Annotated in this window: 23 protein-coding genes and 1 pseudogene; 11 read left to right on the top strand and 13 right to left on the bottom strand. The window is 68.1% G+C overall.

From position 1 onward, the window contains the following. Positions 1-10 precede the first annotated feature (10 nt). Positions 11-874 carry a 4,5:9,10-diseco-3-hydroxy-5,9,17-trioxoandrosta-1(10),2-diene-4-oate hydrolase gene (gene hsaD, locus FHU31_RS24445; RefSeq protein ID WP_090354193.1) on the bottom strand — a complete coding sequence of 288 codons (864 nt, stop codon included), beginning with the start codon at positions 872-874 and terminating at the stop codon, positions 11-13. Then, positions 874-2,058, bottom strand: coding sequence for a 3-hydroxy-9,10-secoandrosta-1,3,5(10)-triene-9,17-dione monooxygenase oxygenase subunit (gene hsaA, locus FHU31_RS24450; protein ID WP_167163326.1), 1,185 nt, complete (start codon positions 2,056-2,058; stop codon positions 874-876). Before hsaA ends, hsaD begins: the two co-directional genes overlap by 1 nt. Before the next feature lie 175 nt (positions 2,059-2,233). Between hsaA and FHU31_RS24455 the strand changes: the two genes are divergently transcribed. Next, positions 2,234-3,295: a ferredoxin--NADP reductase gene (locus tag FHU31_RS24455; RefSeq protein WP_167163327.1), complete on the top strand. Its 1,062-nt coding sequence runs from the start codon at positions 2,234-2,236 to the stop codon at positions 3,293-3,295. 43 nt (positions 3,296-3,338) lie between these two features. Next, positions 3,339-3,911 carry a hypothetical protein gene (locus tag FHU31_RS24460; RefSeq protein ID WP_167163328.1) on the top strand — a complete coding sequence of 191 codons (573 nt, stop codon included), beginning with the start codon at positions 3,339-3,341 and terminating at the stop codon, positions 3,909-3,911. Here FHU31_RS24460 and FHU31_RS24465 read toward each other — a convergent pair. Then, a complete protein-coding gene (locus FHU31_RS24465; RefSeq protein ID WP_167163329.1) occupies positions 3,904-4,368 on the bottom strand; it encodes an Rv1443c family protein in 465 nt (154 codons plus the stop codon). The two genes, FHU31_RS24460 and FHU31_RS24465, sit on opposite strands and share 8 nt — an antisense overlap. A gap of 58 nt (positions 4,369-4,426) precedes the next feature. Between FHU31_RS24465 and FHU31_RS31680 the strand changes: the two are divergent. Continuing rightward, a pseudogene (locus FHU31_RS31680) lies at positions 4,427-5,029 on the top strand (TetR/AcrR family transcriptional regulator); the annotation flags it as partial. On the opposite strand, the gene FHU31_RS24475 reads toward FHU31_RS31680, so the two are convergent. Continuing rightward, positions 5,027-7,183, bottom strand: coding sequence for an acyl-CoA dehydrogenase family protein (locus FHU31_RS24475; protein ID WP_167163330.1), 2,157 nt, complete (start codon positions 7,181-7,183; stop codon positions 5,027-5,029). The pseudogene FHU31_RS31680 and the gene FHU31_RS24475 overlap by 3 nt on opposite strands. A 219-nt stretch (positions 7,184-7,402) precedes the next feature. Between FHU31_RS24475 and kstR the strand changes: the two genes are divergently transcribed. After that, positions 7,403-8,065: a cholesterol catabolism transcriptional regulator KstR gene (gene kstR / locus FHU31_RS24480; RefSeq protein ID WP_167163331.1), complete on the top strand. Its 663-nt coding sequence runs from the start codon at positions 7,403-7,405 to the stop codon at positions 8,063-8,065. Between the two features lie 35 nt (positions 8,066-8,100). Next, positions 8,101-8,835 carry a trehalose-phosphatase gene (otsB, locus tag FHU31_RS24485; RefSeq protein WP_263987952.1) on the top strand — a complete coding sequence of 245 codons (735 nt, stop codon included), beginning with the start codon at positions 8,101-8,103 and terminating at the stop codon, positions 8,833-8,835. Between the two features lie 15 nt (positions 8,836-8,850). Here otsB and FHU31_RS24490 read toward each other — a convergent pair whose 3' ends face one another. Genes FHU31_RS24490 through FHU31_RS24505 form a run of 4 tightly spaced genes read right to left on the bottom strand, consistent with a single transcriptional unit; the run spans position 8,851 to position 12,638 of the window. Then, positions 8,851-9,951, bottom strand: coding sequence for an Rv3575c family transcriptional regulator (locus tag FHU31_RS24490; protein ID WP_167163332.1), 1,101 nt, complete (start codon positions 9,949-9,951; stop codon positions 8,851-8,853). Positions 9,952-9,962: 11 nt separating this feature from the next. After that, complete coding sequence (locus FHU31_RS24495) at positions 9,963-10,853, bottom strand: metal ABC transporter permease (RefSeq protein ID WP_167163333.1); 891 nt, start codon at positions 10,851-10,853, stop codon at positions 9,963-9,965. Beyond that, a complete protein-coding gene (locus tag FHU31_RS24500; RefSeq protein ID WP_167163334.1) occupies positions 10,853-11,647 on the bottom strand; it encodes a metal ABC transporter ATP-binding protein in 795 nt (264 codons plus the stop codon). The genes FHU31_RS24495 and FHU31_RS24500 overlap by 1 nt, the downstream gene beginning before the upstream one ends. Beyond that, positions 11,640-12,638: a metal ABC transporter solute-binding protein, Zn/Mn family gene (locus FHU31_RS24505; protein WP_167163335.1), complete on the bottom strand. Its 999-nt coding sequence runs from the start codon at positions 12,636-12,638 to the stop codon at positions 11,640-11,642. Before FHU31_RS24505 ends, FHU31_RS24500 begins: the two co-directional genes overlap by 8 nt. 57 nt (positions 12,639-12,695) lie before the next feature. On the opposite strand from FHU31_RS24505, the gene FHU31_RS24510 reads away from it, so the two are divergent. After that, entirely contained in the window at positions 12,696-13,871 is a 1,176-nt protein-coding gene (locus FHU31_RS24510) for a GTP-binding protein (protein WP_167163336.1), read from the top strand. A 9-nt stretch (positions 13,872-13,880) separates the two neighbouring features. Here the strand turns inward: FHU31_RS24510 and FHU31_RS24515 are convergent, their stop codons facing one another. After that, positions 13,881-14,693 (bottom strand): sulfurtransferase, encoded by an 813-nt coding sequence (locus FHU31_RS24515; protein ID WP_167163337.1) that lies wholly within the window; start codon positions 14,691-14,693, stop codon positions 13,881-13,883. 22 nt (positions 14,694-14,715) lie between these two features. Between FHU31_RS24515 and bluB the strand changes: the two genes are divergently transcribed. After that, positions 14,716-15,411, top strand: coding sequence for a 5,6-dimethylbenzimidazole synthase (bluB, locus tag FHU31_RS24520; protein WP_167163338.1), 696 nt, complete (start codon positions 14,716-14,718; stop codon positions 15,409-15,411). Further along, a complete protein-coding gene (locus FHU31_RS24525; RefSeq protein ID WP_167163339.1) occupies positions 15,408-16,172 on the top strand; it encodes a LamB/YcsF family protein in 765 nt (254 codons plus the stop codon). Before bluB ends, FHU31_RS24525 begins: the two co-directional genes overlap by 4 nt. Here the strand turns inward: FHU31_RS24525 and rpsR are convergent. Genes rpsR through rpmB form a run of 4 tightly spaced genes read right to left on the bottom strand, consistent with a single transcriptional unit; the run spans position 16,169 to position 17,107 of the window. Continuing rightward, the gene (rpsR, locus tag FHU31_RS24530; protein WP_167163632.1) at positions 16,169-16,402 is read right to left on the bottom strand and encodes a 30S ribosomal protein S18; all 234 of its coding nucleotides are present in this window, start codon (positions 16,400-16,402) and stop codon (positions 16,169-16,171) included. The genes FHU31_RS24525 and rpsR overlap by 4 nt on opposite strands. Beyond that, complete coding sequence (rpsN, locus tag FHU31_RS24535) at positions 16,402-16,707, bottom strand: 30S ribosomal protein S14 (RefSeq protein ID WP_167163340.1); 306 nt, start codon at positions 16,705-16,707, stop codon at positions 16,402-16,404. Before rpsN ends, rpsR begins: the two co-directional genes overlap by 1 nt. Beyond that, entirely contained in the window at positions 16,707-16,871 is a 165-nt protein-coding gene (rpmG, locus tag FHU31_RS24540; RefSeq protein ID WP_167163341.1) for a 50S ribosomal protein L33, read from the bottom strand. The genes rpsN and rpmG overlap by 1 nt, the downstream gene beginning before the upstream one ends. Beyond that, positions 16,871-17,107 (bottom strand): 50S ribosomal protein L28, encoded by a 237-nt coding sequence (gene rpmB, locus FHU31_RS24545; RefSeq protein ID WP_167163342.1) that lies wholly within the window; start codon positions 17,105-17,107, stop codon positions 16,871-16,873. The genes rpmG and rpmB overlap by 1 nt, the downstream gene beginning before the upstream one ends. Positions 17,108-17,218: 111 nt before the next feature. On the opposite strand from rpmB, the gene mrf reads away from it, so the two are divergent. Genes mrf through FHU31_RS24560 form a run of 3 tightly spaced genes read left to right on the top strand, consistent with a single transcriptional unit; the run spans position 17,219 to position 19,577 of the window. After that, positions 17,219-18,415: a ribosome hibernation factor-recruiting GTPase MRF gene (mrf, locus tag FHU31_RS24550; protein ID WP_167163343.1), complete on the top strand. Its 1,197-nt coding sequence runs from the start codon at positions 17,219-17,221 to the stop codon at positions 18,413-18,415. Continuing rightward, positions 18,405-18,656, top strand: a complete 252-nt coding sequence (locus FHU31_RS24555; protein WP_167163344.1) for a type B 50S ribosomal protein L31 — start codon at positions 18,405-18,407, stop codon at positions 18,654-18,656. The genes mrf and FHU31_RS24555 overlap by 11 nt, the downstream gene beginning before the upstream one ends. A gap of 9 nt (positions 18,657-18,665) precedes the next feature. Then, on the top strand, positions 18,666-19,577 hold the full coding sequence (locus tag FHU31_RS24560) for an MBL fold metallo-hydrolase (RefSeq protein WP_167163345.1): 912 nt from the start codon (positions 18,666-18,668) through the stop codon (positions 19,575-19,577). Positions 19,578-19,616: the final 39 nt, after the last annotated feature.

The following is a 19,616-nucleotide window of genomic DNA, read 5'->3' on the forward strand; positions in this document are numbered from 1 at the left end:
TGCTGCCTTTCTAACCCGTCAGGAAATCGACGGTGAGCTTGTTGAACTCGTCGAACTTCTCCAGCTGCGCCCAGTGGCCGCACTGGCCGAAGACATGCAACTGCACCCGGGGAATCTGTTTGACCGCCACCAGCGCCCCGTCCAGTGGGTTGACCCGGTCCTCGCGTCCCCAGATCAGCAGTACCGGCTGACGCAGCTTGTACACATCGCGCCACATCATGCCGAGTTCGAAATCCGGGCCCGCGAAAGACTTTCCCATCGCTCTGGTGGCCGCCAGCGACTCGGGCGTGCTGGCGATCTGGAAGCGCTCCTCGACCAGCTCGGGGGTGATCAGACTCTGGTCGAACACCATGATGCGCAGGAACTTCTCGATGTTCTCCCGGGTCGGGTCCCCGGCGAAGCGGCCGAGCAGCTTCACGCCCTCGGTCGGATCCGGCGCGAACAGGTTCACGCTCAGCCCGCCCGGGCCCATCAGCACCAGTCGGCCGGCCCGCTTCGGGTTGTCCAGGGCGAATCGCACCGCGGTACCGCCGCCCAGTGAATTACCCACCAGCGCAGCACGTTCGATACCGAGATGGTCGAACAGATTGAGCAGCGCGGTGGCGCTGTAGCGGTTGTACTGCTCGTGTTCGGTGTGCTTGTCGGAATGACCGTAGCCGGGCTGGTCGACGGCCAGCACATGGAAGTGCTCGGCCAGCACCGGAATGTTCTTCGCGAAGTTCGACCAACTGGACGCGCCGGGTCCGCCGCCGTGCAGCAGCACGATGGTATCGGCCGACGGATCGCCCGCCTCGTGGTAGTGCAGCCGCATGTCCTCGCGGACCTGCGCGTACCGAGAGGTCGACGCGAAGGTGATTTCGGATACCGCAGTCATCAGACCATCGTGTCCGCGGGCGGCAGACCGAACTCGTTGTTACCGAAGATGAGGTAGGCGCGCTCGGGCTCGTTTGCGGCGTGCACCCGGCCGGCGTGCGCATCACGCCAGAACCGTTGCAGCGGAGCCCCCGTCACCAGGGCAGTGGCCCCGGCCGACTCGAAGAGCAGGTCGATCGAGGCGATCGAGCGCGCGGTGGCACGTACCTGATCGCGGCGAGCGCGGGCGCGCAACTCGAACGGGATCTCCTTGCCCGCCTGCAGAAGTGCGTACTCGTCACCGACATTGCCGATCAGCTGGCGCCAGGCGGCGTCGATATCGCTGGCGGCCTCGGCGATGCGGACCTTGGCGAACGGGTCGTCCTTGGACTTCTCACCGGCGAACGCGGCGCGCACCCGCTTGCCCTGATGCTCGACGTGCGCGGCGTACGCGCCGTAGGCCATACCCACGATCGGCGCGGAGATGGTGGTGGGGTGCATGGTGCCCCACGGCATCTTGTACACCGGCGCGGTGTTGTTCTCGTACCCGCCCGCGGTGCCGTCGTTCATCGCCTTGTAGGACAGGAAGCGGTGCGTGGGCACGAACACGTCCTTGACGACGACGGTGTTGCTGCCGGTGCCCTTCAGGCCGACGACATGCCACACATCGTCGATCGTGTACTCGGTGCGCGGGATCAGGAAGCTGCCGAAGTCGACCGGGCGGCCGTCCTTGATCACCGGGCCGCCGAGGAACGCCCAACTGGCGTGCTCGCTACCGGACGACCACTGCCAGGCGCCACTGACCAGGTAGCCGCCGTCGACGACGATGCCCGCACCCATCGGCGCGTAGGACGACGACACCCGAACCGACGGGTCGTCACCCCAGACCTCGTCCTGGGCCTTCTGGTCGAACAACGCCAGATGCCAGTTGTGCACACCGATGATCGAGCTGATCCAGCCGGTGGAGCCGCACGCGCTCGCCAGCCGCCGGACCGCCTCGTAGAAGTACGTCGGGTCGGCCTGCAGGCCACCCCACTGTTCGGGCTGCAGCAGCTTGAAGAAGCCGATTTCATCGAGTTCGTTGACCGTCTCGTACGGGACCTGGCGCTGGTCCTCGGCGAGTTGGGCCCGCTCGCGTAGCTTCGGCAGCAGATCATCGATGCCGGCGAGGACCGCCTGCACGTCACGCTGTTCAATGGACGTCACTGAATTGCCTCCTGGATCGAGATCCACCACTAGACAGAGATTAGAACACGTTACGATTTGTGTCGAGCAGGGCATTGATTCAGCGGCTGGACCTGCACAAGTTCGTTTTTGTAACATGTTCTAGTTATCGGGGTGAGGAGAGGGGTCCACTGTGGCGGATGAGCCGCGGAGCGGCGTGACGGATGAGCCGCTGGGCAGTCACGTGCTCGAACTGCAGGTGACCCGGGTCGTGGAGGAGACCGCGGATGCGCGGTCGCTGGTGTTCGCAGTGCCGGAAGGCAGCACGGTCCCGGCCGACCGCTTGCGGTACGCACCGGGCCAGTTCCTGACGTTGCGCGTCCCCAGCGACCGGACCGGGTCGGTGGCCCGCTGCTATTCGCTGTCGAGTTCGCCGTTCACCGGTGACGAGCTGACCGTCACGGTGAAGCGCACCGCGCAGGGGTACGCATCGAACTGGTTGTGCGACAACGCCCATGCCGGTATGCGGATGCACGTGCTGGCCCCGTCGGGCACCTTCGTCCCCAAGACCCTGGACACCGATTTCCTGCTGCTGGCGGCCGGCAGCGGTATCACCCCGATGCTGGCGATCTGCAAATCGGCACTGTCGGAAGGCGCCGGCCGGGTGGTGCTGGTGTACGCCAACCGCGACGAGAACTCGGTCATCTTCGGTGCCACGCTGCGTGAGCTGTCCGCCAAATATCCGGATCGGCTGACGGTGATCCACTGGCTGGAGACGGTGCAAGGCCTGCCCAGCGCCACGACTCTGGCCGGACTGGTGGGCCCGTACGCCGGGCACGACGCCTTCATCTGTGGGCCGGGACCCTTCATGACCGCCGCCGAGGAAGCCCTCAAGGCCGCGGGCGCCGACCGCATTCACATCGAGGTGTTCAAGTCATTGGACTCCGACCCGTTCGCACGCGTCGTGCTCGACGTGGGAGATTCCGACAGCAGCGATGAAGGTCCGGCCACCGCGGTGGTGACCCTGGACGGCACCACCCACGAGGTGGCCTGGCCGCGCCGGGCAAAGCTGCTCGACGTGCTGCTCGACAAGGGGCTGGATGCCCCGTTCTCCTGCCGGGAGGGCCACTGCGGGGCCTGCGCGGTGGTCAAGAAATCCGGTGACGTCGAGATGCAGATCAACGACGTGCTGGAACCGTCCGATCTGGCGGAAGGGCTGATCCTGGCGTGCCAGGCGCTGCCCACCTCGGATTCCGTGGAAGTCACCTACGACGAATAGCGCCCGGGCTAACATCTGCCGGACCGACCACAGGGAGTTTGCCGTGAAGAAGTTCGCAGGAGTGCTCGCGGCCGCGTGTTCGGTCGCCGCGCTCAACAGTCCGGTGGCCGCCGCCGGGGTGAACACCGCGACGACGTCCATACCGACACCCAACGGCACCGTCGAGATGCACGTCACCGCCAACTGCGCGGGCGGCGAGGGCCGGTGCTTCTTCAACACCCAGGTCAACCTGCTGACGCCGGACGGCCCCGTCGGACTGCCCGGGGACACCTGGGCCCGGCAGACCGTCACGGTCCGCAGCACCGACCGCGACGTCTATCAGAACGCCTGGTACAGCGCCCCGGCCGGCATGCCGCGGGAACTCAAGGGCGCCAACCACGACAACGTGCTGTCCAAGGCCTACAAGTCGATCACCGACTATCAGATCTCGGTGACCTACTTCGGCGGTGGCCCGATGGAGCGTTTCGCGGTCGACGGCGACTCGGTACAAACCGACTGGCGCACCGGCCAGCCCAACCTGAAAGCCGGATTCATCGTGTGCTCGGACATCCAGGTGGTATTCGGCGGGGTGAATGTGACCACCCCGAGCGCCTGCGCGCAGACCACCTTCAGCTGACCGGTTCCGACGTGAGATGCCGGGCCACCAGACGGCGCCAGCGCCACTGCCGATAGGCGAACAGTCCCCGCGCGACACGCACCATCACCGGGGTGAGTGCACCCGCATCGATGTCCACGGTATCGCTGTAGCGGCAACGGTTTTCCGAGAGAGGCTCGACGTGCAGGGTGTGATTCCAGGCCTTGAGCACTCCGCCGTACTCGTGGGTGGTGATGGTGCGGGTGGCCTCGTCGGCGCCCAGGATCTCCAAGGTATGTCGGTAGGCGGGAAAGAGGTGGAAGACGAACAGCCACCCCGATCCGCGCTCGCCCACGCGTAGCGGCGCGCTGCGCCCGGCCAGCGCCGGCATGCCGAACAGCCCACGGCACACGTAGAGGAACGTCACCGGATAGTGCATGGCCCGCCAGACCTCATCGGCATCGGTGGGCAGAATGGTCTCGACGTGTACTCGCTGCATGACTTCCATTCTCCGAAGGCCTTGCCGCGGCTGACTACTCGCTTTTCACCCGGAGGTGATGATGACCCCGACCGACCGGTTCCGGTCGCGTAAGCAGCCGAGACAAGCCCGTTCGATAGAGACCCGGCAGCGGGTGCTGGATGCAGCTGCTCATGTTTTCAGTACCCACGGATACGCCGCGGGGACCACGAATCGCATTGCGGCCGCCGCCGAGATGTCCATCGGATCGCTGTATCAGTACTTCCCCAACAAGGATGCGATTCTGTCGGCGCTCACCGATGCGCATCTCGATGCCGGAACGGCGCTGGTGGCGCAGCGCGCGTCAGCCGGGCTGCCCGCCGGTTTGGCGGACACGCTGCGGCTGTTCGTCCGGGCCACCATCGACAACCACCGGGACAACCCGGCGTTGCACCGGGTGTTGTTCGAGGAGGCACCGCGCTCGCCCACTCTGCTGGCCCGCCTGCGCGAGGCCGAGCAGCGCGCGGTGGCGGTCACCGCCGAGCTGCTGCGCACCCATCCGGAGATGACCGCCGCCGACCCGGTTCTCGCCGCCCGGATCACGGTGGCAACCATCGAGTCGCTGGTGCACCGGCTCATCACGGCACCGGTCGACGCCCAGCAGCTCGAGGACGCGATCGTCGAGATGCTGGCGGGCTACCTAGCGCGGCAGACCGAGCAGGCGCTCCCCGGCCAGGGTGAGCAGGATCTGCTCGGTGCCGCCGGCGATGGACAGGCACCGGGTGTTCAGGAAGTACCGAACATCCGCGGAATCGACGATGCCCGCACCGTCCAGGCAATCCATCACGGCCTCTGAAAGGCCTTGGCGGTAGCGCACACCGATGAGTTTGCGCACACTCGACGGCGCCCCGGGATCGTGTCCGCCGACCGCCAGCCGGGCGATCAGCTGGTCCAGCAGCGAACCCACCTGCGCGGCGACGATCAACGTGCCGAGTCGATCGGCCTCGGCACCGTCGAGCTCGCGGCCGTCCAGGACGTCCAGCAGATGTTCCATCCCCTTGTCCAGCGCGCCGCCGGTGGCGATGGCGACCCGCTCGTTGGCCAGCGTGGTGCGGGCCAGCGGCCAGCCACCGTCGACCTCCCCGATGACCTGCTCGTCGGGGACGAACAGATCATCGAAGAACACCTCGTTGAACAGCGCATCCCCGGTGATCTCACGCAGCGGGCGGATATCGATACCGGGGGCGTCCATCTCCACCAGGAAATAGGTGATGCCTTTGTGCTTGGGCACATCGGGATTCGTTCTCGCCAGGCAGATACCCCAGTTGGAGCGGTGTGCGTTGGAGGTCCATACCTTCTGCCCGGTGAGCAGCCAACCGCCCTCGGTACGAACGGCTTTGGTGCGCAACGCGGCCAGGTCCGAGCCGGCACCCGGCTCGGAGAACAGCTGGCACCAGTAGATATCCCCGGTCAGCGTGCCGGGGATGAACTTCTCGATTTGTTCGGGTGTACCCGCGGACAGGATCGTCGGCGCGGCCCACCAGCCGATGGAGATGTCGGGCCGCGCCACGTGCGCCGCGGCGAGTTCCTGATCGATCACCAATTGTTCTGCGGGCGTGGCATTGCGGCCGTAGGGCTTGGGCCAGTGTGGCGCCAGCAGACCGGACTCGGCCAGCGCGCGCTGCCGCTGCTCTTCCGGCAGCGCGGCGATATCTGCCGCAGCGGCGGCGATCTCGGCGCGCACGGCCTCGGCTTCGGCGACGTCCACATGCAGCTGGCGACGCACCCCGGCCCGGGTCAGCTCGGCGATACGCCGCAGCCAGCGCGACCGGCCGCCGAGGAACTGCGACAGTGAATAAGCCCGACGCAGGTACAGGTGTGCGTCGTGCTCCCAGGTGATCCCGATACCGCCCAGCACCTGGATGCAGTCCCGCGCGTTCTCCTTGGCGGCGTCGATTCCCACTGCCGCAGCCACCGCGGCGGCGATGGACAACTGCTCGGGATCGGACCCGTCCGATGCCGCGGCCGCAGCGTCGTCCGCCGCCACCGCCACCTGCTGGCTGCGCAGCAACATCTCGGCGCACATGTGTTTGACGGCCTGGAAGCTGCCGATCGGCTTGCCGAACTGCTCACGCACCTTGGCGTACTCGGTGGCGGTGTTCAACAGCCAGCGGGCGGTGCCCGCGGCCTCGGCGGCCAGGACGGTGGCCACCAGATCCTCGACCCGGCGGGCCGGGGCGGACAGCACCTGAGCCGGCACCGAGGTCAGCGTGACTCGCGCCAGCGGCCGGGAGAAGTCGGTGGCCTCCAGGTCTTCGATGGTCACCCCGTCGGCAGCAGCGTCCACCAGGATCCACTCACCGCCGGTGTCGTCCCCCGAGTCGCTGCGCTCCTGCCCCCTGGCGGGCAGCACCAGCACACCCGACGGATCGGCGCCGAGCACCCATTTGGCCGAACCGGATGCCGTCCCGGCGGAGAGCGTGATGTCGGATTCCAGTGCCAGGCCCGCACTGCGCTCGCCGGCCGCCAGCGCCTCCAGCACCTCCGGGTCATCGACGACCAACGTGGCCAGCGCCGTGGTGGCGACCGGTCCGGGCACCAGGGCGGCGGCCGCCTCGTCGATCATGCCCAGCAGATCCTCGATGGTGCTCCCCGCGCCGCCGTGCTCTTCCGGGACCGCGACACCGAACGCCCCTAGTTGCGCGAAACCGTCGTACGGGGCCCGCCAGGCGTCGGGGTCACCGAGCTCCACATCACGCACCGCGGTGATCGAATTCGAGCCGGCGGCCCAGCTCCGCACCAGTTCTCGGGCGGCAAACCGGTCCGACGTGTCGTTCTTCGGCGCCTTCACGGACACGGGCAACTCCTCGCCATTGGGTGAGAAGGCCACGCTTCCCACTAGAACGTGTTCTAATAGTGCCAGCGTTCGAACGTCAAGTCGACCGCCATCACGGCAGGACACGACTGTTGCGACCGCTCGATGTCGGCTTGTCCAAGGTGCTCGGAGGTGGGAAATTAGCTGTCGGCATGCGTATCTTTCTGATGAAGAACGCCGTACGAAGGAGCACTCCACCCAATGTCGTCACCAGCACAGCCCGGAACGGGTTCTGACTCACCACGTCAGGTGACGACGGTGGCCGTCCTCGCCGAATCCGAACTGGGGTCAGAAGCACAGCGCGAGCGCCGCAAGCGCATCCTGGACGCCACCCTCGCCATCGCCTCCAAGGGCGGCTACGAGGCAGTACAGATGCGTGCGGTCGCCGAACGCGCCGATGTCGCCGTCGGCACCCTGTACCGCTACTTCCCGTCCAAGGTGCATCTGCTGGTCTCGGCGCTGGGCCGTGAGTTCGAGCGGATCGACGCCAAGACCGACCGGGCCTCGCTCACCGGCGGCACCCCGTACCAGCGGCTGAACATGATGGTCGGCCGGCTCAACCGGTCCATGCAGCGCAACCCACTGCTCACCGAGGCCATGACGCGGGCCTTCGTTTTCGCCGACGCCTCCGCGGCGGGTGAAGTCGATCACGTCGGCAAGCTGATGGATTCGATGTTCGCCCGCGCGATGAGCGACGGCGAACCGACCGAAGACCAGTACCACATCGCGCGCGTGATCTCCGATGTGTGGCTGTCGAATCTGCTGGCGTGGCTGACCCGGCGGGCCTCGGCCACCGACGTCAGCAAACGCCTCGACTTGGCGGTCCGGTTGCTCATCGGCGACGGGGATCAGCCTAAGGTGTGACGGGAGCGAGCGAAGCGACGGAGGTGTGGTCCAGGGTGGATGATCTGCGGCACGCGCTGACTGCCATCGCCGAGACCCCCCGCCTCCTGGTCACCTCCGATTTCGACGGGACCCTCGCGCCGATCGTCAACAATCCGGCCGACGCGCGAGCCCTGCCCGCCGCCGCCGAAGCTCTGGTGGCGCTGTCCGCATTGCCCGATACCACCGCCGCGCTGATCTCCGGGCGCGCCCGCAGTGTGCTGCGCGAGCTGTCCGGGATGCCCGACACCGTCGCGCTGATCGGCAGCCACGGCGCCGAGTTCGACACCGGTTTCGTGCGCACCATAGACACCGAGCTGCTGGACACGATGATCGCGACCCTGCGCGGTATCGCCGCCGGACGACCGGGAGTGACCGTCGAGACCAAACCGGCCAGTGTCGCCCTGCACGTGCGCAACGCCGTTGCCGCCGAAGCCGATTCCGCGCTGGCCGAAGCCCGCGCGGCCGCCCAGTCCTGGGATGCGCACCTCACCGCGGGCAAGGCGGTGCTGGAGTTCGCGGTGATCGTCACCGACAAGGGCGAGGCCGTCGACACACTGCGCAGCACGCACGACGCGACCGCGGTGGTCTTCCTCGGTGACGATGTGACCGACGAGAAGGCGTTCGCGCGGATGCGGGACTCCGATGTCGCGGTGAAGGTGGGACCGGGCGAGACCCTGGCCCGCTACCGCGTGGACACGCCGGCGGATGTGGCCGAGGTGCTGCAGTTCCTCGTGGCGGCGCGCCGCTGATCAGGAGCTTCCTGGTCAGGACGGGGGCCCCGCGGTGCGACCGCGGATCAGCTCGGTCGCCAGCATGTCGATGACGGGCAACCCGGAGCGCGGCGGGTTGTGCAGCAGCCGGCCGGCCCGTCGGCCCTTCTCCATACTCGGCTGGACCACCGTCGTCAGACCCCGTCGCAGCGCCTCGGGCACTCCGTCGAACCCGGTCACCGTCATCTGCCCGGGCACATAGATCCCGCGCGCCCGAAGGGAATCCATCGCGGAGAGCGCCAACACGTCCGCGGTGCACACCAGCGCCGTGATGCGCGGGTTGCGCGCCAGCGCGACATCGGCGGCCAACCCGCCCGAGCTGGGCCCGTGGTCGTAGCTTTCGACCACCGTCACCGATGCCGGGTCCAGCCCGGCCGCGGCCATCGCGTCGAACAGTCCGTGCGCACGTTCGCGCTGCACATGGAAATGCGGGGTGTTCAACCGGTCCCGCTCGGCGACGGCCGGGGCCGGGTCCGGATGCGGCCAGTCCCGGCCCAACCGCATGGTGAGTAACCCGATCTCGCGGTGCCCAAGGCCCACAACATGTTCGGCGAGCTGACGCATGGCCGCCCGATCGTCGATGCACACCCGGGAACTGCCCGGCACATCCTTGGGCTGATCGACGACGACGACCGGAAGATGACGCTGCAACACCACCGGCAGGTAGGGGTCGTCGTCAGAGGCCGAATAGATGACGAAGCCGTCCACGCCGGCCGACAGCACCGCCGCCGAGCCGTCTGCCACGCTGCGGTTGGGGCCCGCCGCCACGAGCAACAGACCCTGCCCGGCCTCTTCACATGACTCGGCAAGCCCGGCAACGAAATCCAGCGCCGCCGGATCGCTGAACGAATAGTCGAGCGGTTCGGTGAGCATCAAACCGACGGCGCCCGCCTTGCGGGTGCGCAGCGATCGCGCCACCGGATCCGGTCCCGGGTAACCCATTTCCTTGGCCGCAGCCAGCACACGCTCGCGCAGTTCCGTCGAAAGCTGATCGGGACGGTTGTACGCGTTGGAGATCGTCGTCCGCGAAACCTTGAGTTCAGCGGCCAATGAGGCCAGTGTCGCCCGTCGCCTGGGCGCCGGACTTCTGGACATGCTCTCCGAGGTTAGTGGACGTCGGTGCCGACGGCGCCGTGTGGCGGCGCGATTCGCCGATCCGTTCCGGTGCGTTGCGCGATTGCCCACACCACCAACCAGATTCCGCTGACGATCGTGACGATGACGAAACTCGGTGGAACGTTGAACATCGCCGACAGCGCGAGGCCGGTCCACACCGAGACCACCGCCAGCAGGGTGGAGACCAACATCGCCAGCCCGGGCCGCGCGACCAGCATGATCGCCGTGGCGGCCGGGGTGACCACCAAGGCGAACAGCAGCAGGGTCCCGACGGCCTGCACCGCCATCGTCACCGCGAGCCCGAGCAGCGCCATGAACACGACCGACAGCACCCGGACGGGAACCCCCTTGGCCTCGGCGACCTCGGCATTGATCGACGCGAACAACAACGGCCGGTAGACGAATGCGATCACCGCGGCCAGCACCGCGACGGCCACCCCGAACGACATGAGCTGCTCATGGGTCACCGCGAGCAGGTTGCCGAACAGCACGTTGGTGACGGTGCTGCTGCTCTTGGTGGCCTGTGAACTGAAGAACAGGCCGAGCCCGGTCGCCGCCGCCAGCACGGTCCCGGTCGCCACCTCCCGTTCGTCGGCGCGCTTGCCCAGGGCCCCGATCACCAGGGCCCCACCGACGCAGAACACCGCGAGGCCCACCGTGACGGGCAGCCCGAGCAATACCGCACCCGTCGCGCCGGGAAAGCCGATATGCGCCAGCGCATGCGCCGCGAACGCGCTGTTGCGCACCACGATGAAGTAGCCGATCAACCCGGCGGCCAGGGCCACCAGCGTGCCGCCCAGCAGCGCGTTGCGCATGAAGGCCGACGTCAGGATCTGCCACCAGTTGTCCTGATAGCCCAGGGCCAGCACTGTGGTGTGCATCAGATGCTCCGCACGTACATGTCGCCCTGCGGGGTGTGCGCCACCTGAACCGAGGTGCCGTACAGGTGGCTCAGCAGGTCCGCGTCGACCACTTCGTCGGTGGTGTCGAAATGCGCGTGACCGTCCAGCAGGTAGATCGCGCCGTCGAGCACGGCCAGCAGCGGGTTCAGATCGTGGGCGACCACGAGGATCGTCACGCCGAGCTCCTCACGGATCTTGGCCAGCAGCCGGACGATATCCCGCTGATTGCGCACGTCCAGGGCGGTCAGTGGCTCATCGAGGATGAGCAGCTGAGGTTCGGCGACCAGCGCCTCGGCGATGGCGATGCGCTGACGCTGTCCACCGGACAACTGGGACAGTCTGCGGTGGGCGAAGTCGGTGGCATCGACGGCGGCGAGTACCTCGGCGACCCGCGCCCGCTCCGCGGCGCTGGCCCGGCCGAATCCCCACCGGTTCCCGGTCAGTCCGAGCAGGACCGCGTCGCAGGCCCGGATGGCGTTACCCGCGGCGACCGCATAGTTCTGCGGGACGTAGCCGATCAGTCCGGTGGCGGCGCCTGGTGGTCTGCCGAGCACCCGGATGGTGCCCGAACTCACCGGGATGGTGCCGAGCACGGCGTGCAGCAGGGTGGTCTTGCCGGATCCGCTCGGGCCGATGACGGCGACGATCCCGCCGGCCGGCACATCGAAGGTGCCCTCCGACCAGATCAGCCGGCCGCCGCGGACGACGCTGACATCCTCGAAGGACAGGGCGGGGGCGGCGGGCCCAGGTCTGGACGCGTCAGAGTCAGACACCGAGGGCCTTGGCGAGGGCGGTGAGTTGGTCCACCTGCCAAGCCTCGAACGATTTGGCTCCCGGCGCCACCGTTTCGGTCACGTTCACCACGGGGATGCCTGCCTTCTGCGCCGCATCGCGAAGCTGCTCGGGGACGGATCCCTCGGTTTGGGTGTTGTAGATGAGCACATCGACACCCTTGGCATTCAACAGCTTGAGGAAGGCGTCCAGGTCGGCCGGGGAGGGATCCGTCTCGTTGTTCGCCGCGGCCTGGTAGCCGGCCGGGGTCTTGTTCTGCAAGCCGACGGCAGCGGCCAGGTAGTCGAACACTCCCTCGGTCGCGGCATACGTCTTACCGGCCGCCCCGGTCTTGATCTTGGCGATCGTGTCGGTATAGGGCTGCATCGAGGTGGTGAATGCGCTGCGCCGGTCGGCGAAGTAATCCTTCGCCGCCGGGGCGAGTTCGCCAAGCTTGGCGGTCACCGCATCCGCGACGGCCGTGACCGTCGCGGGGTTGTACCAGACGTGCGGGTTGACCTCGCCGTGGTCGTGATCGTGATCGCCAGCCGTGCCGTGATCCTCGTGCGGCTCCTCGCCGCCGGTTTCGGCGGCGTTGATCACCGGCGCGTTCGGTGCCGAGCTCGCGGCCAACTTGCTGGCCCATTCGTCGTAGTGCGCGCCGTTGACCACGATCAGCTTGGCGCCCTGGAACGTCGCGGCATCGGCAGGCGACGGCTCGTAGTCGTGGGGGTCCACCGAGGAGCTGGCCAGCAAGGTCTTGACGCGGGCGCAGCTGCCGCCGAGCTGCGACACGATATCGCCCCACTGGTCGACGCTGACCACGACGTCGACCGGGGTGGTGGGGCAGTCACCGGCGACCGTCGTCGACGTGGCGGTGGTGGTTTCACCTGAGCAGGCGGCCAGGGCGAACGGGGTGGCGAGCAGAACACCGGCTGCCAGGGCGCGGAGGGTCTTCGTGGCGGTCATGTCGATAACGATAACCGTTTGCATTAAGTCCCGCGCACCGGGATCCTGTTTTCTTGAACATCATTTTCATTAAGGAGAGCCATGCCATCCGACGTGCTGCTGCCGGTGACGGTGCTGTCCGGTTTCCTCGGCGCCGGAAAGACCACCCTGCTCAACCACATCCTGGCCAACCGGGACGGCCGACGGGTCGCCGTCATCGTCAACGATATGAGCGAGATCAACATCGATGCCGCGCTGATCGCCGGCCAGGGCCACCTCGACCGCGCCGATGCCAGGGGTTCGGAGATGGGCTCTGCGATCCGGACCGAGGAGAAGCTCGTCGAGCTCACCAACGGCTGTATCTGCTGCACGCTGCGCGAGGACCTGGTGGAAGCCGTCGGCACCCTCGCCCGGCAGGGCCGCTTCGACCAGCTGGTGATCGAATCCACCGGGATCTCCGAACCGATGCCCGTCGCGGCGACCTTCGAGTGGCAGTTCGAGGACGGTTTCCGTCTCGGCGAGCTGGCCCGTCTCGACACCATGGTGACCGTCGTGGACGCGTCGACGTTCCTGACCGAGCTGGCCCGCGGACAGGCGCTGGCGGAACGGGATATGAGCGCAGGTGACGGCGACGCCCGCAACATCGCCGACCTGCTGGTCGACCAGGTCGAGTTCGCCGACGTGCTGTTGCTCAACAAGACCGACCTGGTGTCGGCCGCCCGGCTCGGTGCGGTCGAGACACTCCTGCGCCGACTCAACCCGTCGGCGAAACTGATCCGCGCCGACCACGGCGTGGTCGACCTGGACGAGGTGCTCGACACCGGACTGTTCGACCCGGTCGCCGCCGCGACCGCACCCGGCTGGGACGAGGAGATCGCCGACGGCCACACCCCCGAGACCGAGGAGTACGGCATCGCCTCGATGACCTTCCGCGCCGATCGGCCGTTCCACCCCCAACGACTGGCGTCGGCGCTCGAGCAGATGCGGGGACTGTTGCGCAGCAAGGGTTTCTGCTGGATCGCCAGCCGTCCCGCGATCGCCGCCATCTGGTCGCAGGCCGGCCCGAATCTGGTGATCGAGCCGGCGCAGTACTGGTCGTCCACGGAGATCGCCCCGGGGCAGGAGATCGTGTTCATCGGCGTGCGCATCGACCGGGACCGGATCGACGCGCTGCTACGCGAGGCGCTGCTCACTGACGCCGAACTGAGCCTCGGCGAAGACCACTGGACCGGGTTTCCCGACCCGCTGCCGGCCTGGGGTGTCACCCACACGCATTGAGGACGTCGGTCAGTCCCCGGTCTGGACCGGCAGCGCCGGATCGGCACTCCACTGCGACCAGGACCCGGGGAACAATGCCGCGTCCACACCCGCGGCCGTCAATGCCGCCACCAGGACCGCGGCCGTGACGCCGGAGCCGCAGTACGCCCCGACGGGTCCCGCGAATTCGGGGAGCGCGTCCAGCGCGAAGGTGCCGTCGGCGGCCAGCACCGCCGTGCTCGGCACGTTGCGTGCGCCGGGGATGTGCCCAGCCACCGGGTCCACCGGTTCGGTCTCACCGCGGAACCGTTCCGGAGCGCGGGCATCAAGCAGCACCGGGGCCTCGGCGGCTTGTTCGGCGGTCAGGGTCGCAAGGGCGCCGGCGTACAGATCGTCATGCGCGACGGTCACATCGCCCGGCTCGGCGCTCGATGGGCCGGTCGCCAGGTCGCCGCGCCACGCGGCCAGGCCCCCGTCGAGGATGCGCACGTCGCCGATCCCGGCTGCGGTCAACACCCACCAGGCCCGGGCCGAACCCGCGCGGTTCCAGTCGTCGTAGACCACCACCGGCACGCCGGCACGCACGCCCCACCGGCGCGCCGCGGCCTGCACGGCCGCGCCGGAGGGCAGCGGGTGCCTGCCGCGGCCGCTCACCCGGTGGTCGGACAACTCGTCCTCAAGCGATACGTAGACCGCGCCAGGCAGGTGGCCCCGCTCGAAGGCCGCCCGGCCGTCGGGCTCGGCCAACTGCCAGCGCACGTCCAGAATCGCCACGGGGGAACCTGATTCAACCCTTTCGGCTAGTTCTGCCGCCGATATCAGAACCTGCGCACGCGTGCTCATCCGACCAGCCTAGGCTGCGATGGTGACCGATCACGCGTTCAGCGATACCGACCGCCAGGCCGTGTACCGGGCCATTGCCGAGCGCCGCGATATGCGCCGGTTCGTCCCGGGCGCGGAGGTTCCCGCCGACGTGCTGGCACGCCTGCTCGCGGCCGCCCATTCCGCGCCCAGCGTCGGGTTGATGCAGCCGTGGCGGTTCATCCGGATCACCGATCCGGCCCTGCGCGTACAGATGCACGACCTGGTGGACGAGGAGCGCCGGGCGACGGCGGCCGCGTTGGGCACCCGCAGCGAGGAGTTCCTCGAGCTCAAGGTCGAGGGCATCCTGGAGTGCGCCGAGCTGTTCGTGGTGGCCCTCGGCGAGGGCAGACAGGCGCACGTCTTCGGTCGCCGCACCATGCCGCATATGGACCTGGCCTCGGTGTCCTGCGCGATCCAGAATCTGTGGCTCGCCGCGCGCGCCGAAGGGCTGGGCATGGGCTGGGTGTCCCTCTTCGACCCGGCCCGGCTGGCCGCCTTGCTGAACATGCCGGCCGATGCCGAGCCGGTGGCCATCCTCTGCCTGGGTCCGGTTCCGGACTTCCCGCCGCGGCCCGCCCTGGAGATCGACAACTGGGCCTTCGGGCGCCCGCTGCCCGAGTTCGTCTCGGAGAACTGTTGGCCGCGTGCGGAGTTGCCGGCCATGAGCGAGGCTGGCGGAGCGAATCGACAGCCATGAGCGTAAGAGTCGACCTCAACGCCGACCTCGGTGAAGGTTTCGGAATATGGCGCCTCGGCGATGACGACGCCATGCTCGACATCGTCACGAGCGCGAACGTGGCCTGCGGCTTCCACGCCGGTGACCCCGCCGGCATGGTGCGCACCTGCCGGGCCGCCGTCGAGCGTGGCGTGCGCATCGGTGCCCAGGTGAGCTATCTCGACCTGGCCGGATTCGGGCGCCGGTTCATCGATGCCGAGCCCGAGGACCTGCGGGCCGACGTCATCTACCAGATCGGCGCACTACAGGCCATCGCCCAGAGTGCAGGGTCGTCGGTGTCCTATGTGAAACCCCATGGCGCACTCTATAACTCGATCGTCACCCACCGAGACCAGGCCATGGCCGTGGCCGCGGCGGTGCATGCCGTCGATCCCGCGCTGCCGGTACTCGGCCTGGCCGGTTCGGCGTTCTTCGAAGCGGCCACCGAACTCGGCCTGCGCACCGTGGCCGAGGCGTTCGCCGACCGGGCATATCGCGCCGACGGTCAGCTGGTATCGCGCCGCCAGCCCGATGCGGTGCTCCACGACCCGGAGCGGATCGCCGAGCGGGTGACCTCGATGGTGCGACACGGCCAGGTGACCGCGATCGACGGATCGACCGTCGCCGTCACCGTGGAATCCGTCTGCGTACACGGTGATTCACCGGATGCGGTGCGGATCGCGCACGCCGTACGGTCCCGCCTGGAGGCCGAGGGGGCCACTCTCGCGGCGTTCACCGGTTAGGGCAGCAACGCCATCTCGCGGGCGTTCTTGATGGCCGTGGCGACCTGTCGCTGCTGCTGCGGCGTTAGCCCCGTCACCCGGCGCGACCGGATCTTGCCGCGTTCGGAGAGGAAGGTGCGCAGCACGGTCACGTCCTTGTAGTCGACATGGCTGATACCGAGCGCCTTGAGCCGGTTCACCTTGGGCCGCTTGATCTCCGGCGCGGCGGACCGCTTGCGCTTGTCCGCCATCACCAACTCGCCTTCCGCACACCGGGCAGCTCGCCGCGATGCGCGAGTTCGCGCACCCGTACCCGAGACAGCCCGAACTTGCGCAGGTGCCCCCGCGGCCGGCCGTCGACGGAATCCCGATTGCGCACCCGCACCGGGCTGGCATCACGCGGCAACCGCTGCAAGGCCGCCTGGGCAGCCGCGCGTTCCTCGGCACTGCTGGACGGCAGCCGGATGATCTCCTTGAGCGCGGCGCGTTTCTCCGCATGGCGCGCCACCGTCGCACGGCGTCGCTCGTTTGCCACGATCTTGGCGGTCTTGGCCATCAGCGCTCCTCCTTGAAATCGACGTGCCGACGCACGACCGGGTCGTATTTGCGCAGCACCAGCCGGTCCGGGTCGTTGCGGCGGTTCTTGCGGGTGACGTAGGTGTAGCCGGTTCCCGCCGTGGATCGAAGCTTGACGATGGGCCGGATCTCGTTGCGGGCCATCAGATCTTCGTTCCGTTCCGACGCAATCTGGCGACGACGGCCTCGATCCCGTCCCGGTCGATGACCTTGATCCCCTTGGCGCTGACCCGCAGCCGGACCCGACGCCCCTCGGAGGGCAGGTAGTACGTCTTGAGCTGGATATTGGGATTCCAGCGGCGGCGGGTGCGCCGGTGCGAGTGTGACACCTGGTTACCGAAACCCGGTGTCCGGCCGGTGACTTGGCAGTGCGCCGACACGTGTACCTCCTGTGCTTAATGAAAACGATTTTCGACAAGTCGACGTCGGCACGGTAGCGTACGGACCGAGTTAATGGCAATCGTTTTCAATAGAGCAGCTCAGGAGGCGCGATGCGGACCCCAGTGGTGCTGGTGGCCGGTCAGGGAACAGCAGACGAGGTGGCGGACACCCTGATCCGTTCCCCGGGCACGATCAGCGTCGGCTATGCGATCGAAGGACATCTGGCGATTCGGCAGATCACCGAGATGCGGTCCGAGCGGCGGATCATCTCCGTGTGGCCGATCGAGGTCACCGGGTGTCTGAACTGCGCCATCCGCGCCGACCTGCTGCCCCTGCTGCGGCGGCTGCACCGGCGTGAGGACGTGTCCCGGATCGCGGTCACCCTGCCCACCTGGGCCGACCCCGAGTCGCTGTGCACCGCGATCGAACGCACTCCCCTTCACATCGGCCCCGGCTACATCGACGGGCCCGCCGGCCGCGATGTCGTCGTCACCGCCGTGGTCACCGGAATCGAGTCCGAAGGCTGGCTCGCCCAGGCACTCGGCGACGACGATCTGGAGGTCGAGCTCGAGCATTCCCAGACTGTCGCGCAGGTGGTGGTGGCCCAGGCCGAGTTCGCCGATGTGCTGGTGCTCACCGCACCCGAGGCCACCACCCTCGCGGTGCTGCGCCGGTTGGCACCGCGGGCCCGGATCACCGTCGGTACCGACAACGTGGAACTGGCCCTGGCGAACCTCGATCCGCTGGCCCGCCGAGGCCGACCCGACGATCCACACGATCCGCTGCTGGCCGGCCAACCACCGCTGCGGCCCGATGGCGAGGTGCGCCTGCTGGAGTTCAACGCGCGCAGGCCTTTTCACCCACTCCGGCTACATCATGCGATCGACGATCTGCTCGACGGCGTGGTCCGCATCCGCGGCCGGGCCTGGATCGCGAGCCAACCCGATGCAGTCGTCTGGATCGAGTCCGCAGGGGGCGGGCTCGGCGTGGGGCACTGCGGAACCTGGCTGGCGGACATGGACCCGGCCGACCGCGCCTATGTCGACCCGGAGCGCATCGCGCTGGCCGGCTCGATCTGGGACGACCGCTTCGGCGACCGGCACATCGCGATGACCGCCCTGGTGTGCGGCGCCGACCCGGACGTCATCACCGGCGCACTGAACCGGGCGCTGCTCACCGATGACGAGTTGGCCCGACCGCGGGACTGGGCGGATTACCCGGATCCCTTCGGAGATTGGCATCACGACCCCTGCGATTCACTGCAGGCCGATGTCGACGCGAACAAGGAGGCAAGCAATGAAGGCTGAGATCCATCCCGACTACCACCCCGTCGTCTTCGCCGACGCCAACACCGGGGCGATGTTCCTGACCCGCTCTACGGCGACCAGCGACCGCACAGTCGATTGGCAGGGCAGCACCTATCCGCTGATCGTCGTCGACGTCACCAGCGATTCCCACCCGTTCTGGACGGGATCGAGCCGGCGCATCGACACCGCCGGCCAGGTCGAGAAGTTCCACCGGCGATACGGGGTGCGTCCCGCCCCCTAGGGTGGGTGCATGCGCCTGAAACCCGGACGCCCGGACCTCGGCGACTATGCGCGGTTCTTCGATCTGCCCGCGGCCGGCCCGGCACCGTTGACGGTCACCTGGGCCGGCGTCACCACACTCGTGGTCGACGACGGGACCTCAGCGGTGATGACGGACGGGTTCTTCAGCCGGCCTTCCCTGCGGCAGGTCGGGTTGGCCCGCATCGCACCGTCGACACCGCGCATCGACGGCTGTCTGGCTCGGCTCGGGGTGCGCAGCCTCGATGCGGTGCTGCCGGTGCACACCCACTTCGATCACGCCATGGACTCCGCAGTGGTGGCCGAACGTACGGGCGCCGCGCTGGTGGGAGGCGATTCGGTGGCCCACCTCGGGCACGGACTGGCACCCGGGAAGGTCGTCATCGCCACTCCAGGTGTTCCGGTGGGCCTCGGCGCTTTCGAGATCACGCTCGTCGCCGGCGAGCACTGCCCACCCGACCGGTTCCCCGGCCCGATCGCCGCACCGGTGCGCCCGCCGGTGCGGGCGAAGGCATATCGATGTGGCGAAGCATGGTCCGCGGTGGTGCATCATCGCCCGTCGGACCGGCGACTGCTGATCGTCGGCAGCGCCGGTTTCGTCCCCGGTGCGCTGGCCGGGTACCGCGCCGAGGTCGTCTACCTGGGCATCGGTCAATTGGGCCTGCAGTCCGAGCGCTATCTGCTCGACTACTGGACCGAGACCGTGCGCACCGTCGGTGCGCGCCGGGTGGTGCTGATCCACTGGGACGATTTCTTCCGGCCGCTGGACGTGCCGCTCCGGGCCTTGCCCTATGCGGCGGACGACCTCGACGTATCGATGCGGGTCTTGGCCCGACTCGCCGAGCAGGACGGGGTCACCCTGCACCTGCCGACGTTGTGGCAGCCGACGGATCCCTGGATCTGACCGAACCTTGAACACCCCGCTGGCCTTTTCGGCCGCCCT

This window comes from Mycolicibacterium fluoranthenivorans (assembly GCF_011758805.1).
Lineage (GTDB): Bacteria > Actinomycetota > Actinomycetes > Mycobacteriales > Mycobacteriaceae > Mycobacterium > Mycobacterium fluoranthenivorans.

What these genes read in the sequence shown, in the direction of transcription:
- rpsN (WP_167163340.1), bottom strand. Translation starts at nt 16,707, where the DNA reads ATGGCCAAGACCGCCAAGATCGTGGCAAACGAGCGACGCCGTGCGACG.
- FHU31_RS24495 (WP_167163333.1), bottom strand. Translation starts at nt 10,853, where the DNA reads ATGCACACCACAGTGCTGGCCCTGGGCTATCAGGACAACTGGTGGCAG.
- FHU31_RS24510 (WP_167163336.1), top strand. Translation starts at nt 12,696, where the DNA reads ATGCCATCCGACGTGCTGCTGCCGGTGACGGTGCTGTCCGGTTTCCTC.
- FHU31_RS24505 (WP_167163335.1), bottom strand. Translation starts at nt 12,638, where the DNA reads ATGCAAACGGTTATCGTTATCGACATGACCGCCACGAAGACCCTCCGC.
- hsaD (WP_090354193.1), bottom strand. Translation starts at nt 874, where the DNA reads ATGACTGCGGTATCCGAAATCACCTTCGCGTCGACCTCTCGGTACGCG.
- rpmG (WP_167163341.1), bottom strand. Translation starts at nt 16,871, where the DNA reads ATGGCCCGCAACGAGATCCGGCCCATCGTCAAGCTTCGATCCACGGCG.
- mrf (WP_167163343.1), top strand. Translation starts at nt 17,219, where the DNA reads ATGCGGACCCCAGTGGTGCTGGTGGCCGGTCAGGGAACAGCAGACGAG.
- FHU31_RS24560 (WP_167163345.1), top strand. Translation starts at nt 18,666, where the DNA reads ATGCGCCTGAAACCCGGACGCCCGGACCTCGGCGACTATGCGCGGTTC.
- FHU31_RS24515 (WP_167163337.1), bottom strand. Translation starts at nt 14,693, where the DNA reads ATGAGCACGCGTGCGCAGGTTCTGATATCGGCGGCAGAACTAGCCGAA.
- kstR (WP_167163331.1), top strand. Translation starts at nt 7,403, where the DNA reads ATGTCGTCACCAGCACAGCCCGGAACGGGTTCTGACTCACCACGTCAG.
- FHU31_RS24465 (WP_167163329.1), bottom strand. Translation starts at nt 4,368, where the DNA reads ATGCAGCGAGTACACGTCGAGACCATTCTGCCCACCGATGCCGATGAG.
- FHU31_RS24555 (WP_167163344.1), top strand. Translation starts at nt 18,405, where the DNA reads ATGAAGGCTGAGATCCATCCCGACTACCACCCCGTCGTCTTCGCCGAC.
- rpsR (WP_167163632.1), bottom strand. Translation starts at nt 16,402, where the DNA reads ATGGCGGACAAGCGCAAGCGGTCCGCCGCGCCGGAGATCAAGCGGCCC.
- FHU31_RS24525 (WP_167163339.1), top strand. Translation starts at nt 15,408, where the DNA reads ATGAGCGTAAGAGTCGACCTCAACGCCGACCTCGGTGAAGGTTTCGGA.
- FHU31_RS24490 (WP_167163332.1), bottom strand. Translation starts at nt 9,951, where the DNA reads ATGTCCAGAAGTCCGGCGCCCAGGCGACGGGCGACACTGGCCTCATTG.